The 1,429-nt window shown below is 41.4% G+C and carries 2 protein-coding genes; both read right to left on the bottom strand.

The window, feature by feature from the left end:
- Window positions 1–347: 347 nt before the first annotated feature.
- Window positions 348–812, bottom strand: coding sequence for a DUF29 domain-containing protein (locus F6K53_RS42385; RefSeq protein WP_293074830.1), 465 nt, complete (start codon window positions 810–812; stop codon window positions 348–350).
- 149 nt (window positions 813–961) lie between these two features.
- The gene (locus F6K53_RS42380; protein WP_293067473.1) at window positions 962–1,210 is read right to left on the bottom strand and encodes a hypothetical protein; all 249 of its coding nucleotides are present in this window, start codon (window positions 1,208–1,210) and stop codon (window positions 962–964) included.
- Window positions 1,211–1,429: the final 219 nt, after the last annotated feature.

Here is a 1,429-nt window from a genome sequence, read left to right as displayed (position 1 = left end):
GGATAATCGTAGGGTGGGCAGTGGCTAGCAACGGAATTAGCCAGAGCCGTGAATATATCATCAGCCACTGCCCACCAGCCAGAGCTTTTTTTTGTAGTCTATCTGTAAACCATGCTTCAGATGCGAGTCACGCGATCGCGTTCTACTTCTAGGCTAACTGTAGTATCTGTGGAATCGGTAACTCTTTATTAACTTGGCTATAGGCTTACAAATATAGGCGATGGCGGCCTAAAAAAGTAGTATTCCTCGATGGTAACTCTTTCCCCGACTCCCGATTCCCGACTCCCTCGGTGCGCTTGACCCGTAATTAAATTCGCCACGGGTCGCACCGCTCCCGACTCCCGGGGTTAGTCGAAAAACCAATTTTCCTTCAAAACTTCTGCTAAAGATGCGGGAGGGTCTTCTGGGAAAAAAGCAATCGGTTTATCCATTAAACTTCCCATCACTTTCTTGGCATCTAGGTAAGTGTTGGCAAAGATTTCAGACAAATAAGGCTTTAAGCTAGGACTATCTAACAATTCATCTCGAATCTGTTGACGAAATGTTGTAATTTCGGCTTTCCATTTATTAGCGTTGTATGCTCTTTCAGATTCCCAATACTTAAGTTTAAGTAAATGTTCCCAAAGTCGAATTAAGAGATTTTTAACTGCTCTCCTGTTCTGTTTTACTATACTTTCCAATTCATCCAATAAATTTTCCCAATCAACATGGGTAAAATCTCCCGATCGCAGTTGTTTTATAGTTGCCTCTAGCCAAAGCTGATAATCGTGATCGTATAACCTTGAGGTATTTGGCGCTGTTGATATTTTCATGAGCTTTAAGAGCCGCAATTAAATTAATGGATGAAAGGGATTTTGCTGCCAGATTTTGGTAAGCTTTTCGTGCTTGCTCCTTAACTGAGGTGGGAAGTATGGCGTAAGTTCGCCAAAAATCAGGTTAGGTGCGCTCTTACCATTAAGAATTAAATTCGCCACGGGTCGCACCTGTCGTAAAGGATTTCATTAAGCTCCTTAACTTGATTGGTAGCAATATCTGCTTCTGCTCGCTTCATCAGGCTGTCTAGCTTTCCAGAGCTTAGGTCAGATTCTAGCTGCTGGTCCCACTTATGATCTAAATCATCTAAATATTTCTGTAAGCGGGCTGCCAGCTCTCGAATCTCGCTGTTTGGTAATTGTCGAATAGCTGTTTCAATTTGATCAAGGGTTAACATAAACTAGTTTAGTATTTACATTGATACTATATTAGTATAGCGGTTTTCAATGTGGTGAGGTACAAAGTCCTAGGTGTTCCCAGATCCGCTGTTACCTGTTCCCTTTGCTATCAAAATACTATTACGTAAACGAACGAGTAAACTTGTGATGGAAAATAAAGTAATCGATGTCAGTGGTCTAAGTCCAAAACAGATTGCTATCATTACAGAAATTGTTGA

Source organism: Moorena sp. SIO4A1 (genome assembly GCF_010672065.1).
In the GTDB taxonomy this organism is placed as follows: domain Bacteria; phylum Cyanobacteriota; class Cyanobacteriia; order Cyanobacteriales; family Coleofasciculaceae; genus Moorena.
Note: the sequence above shows the minus strand (reverse complement) of the source record. Positions and strands in the feature narration are given on the sequence as shown.

What these genes read in the sequence shown, in the direction of transcription:
- F6K53_RS42385 (WP_293074830.1), bottom strand. Translation starts at nt 812, where the DNA reads ATGAAAATATCAACAGCGCCAAATACCTCAAGGTTATACGATCACGAT.
- F6K53_RS42380 (WP_293067473.1), bottom strand. Translation starts at nt 1,210, where the DNA reads ATGTTAACCCTTGATCAAATTGAAACAGCTATTCGACAATTACCAAAC.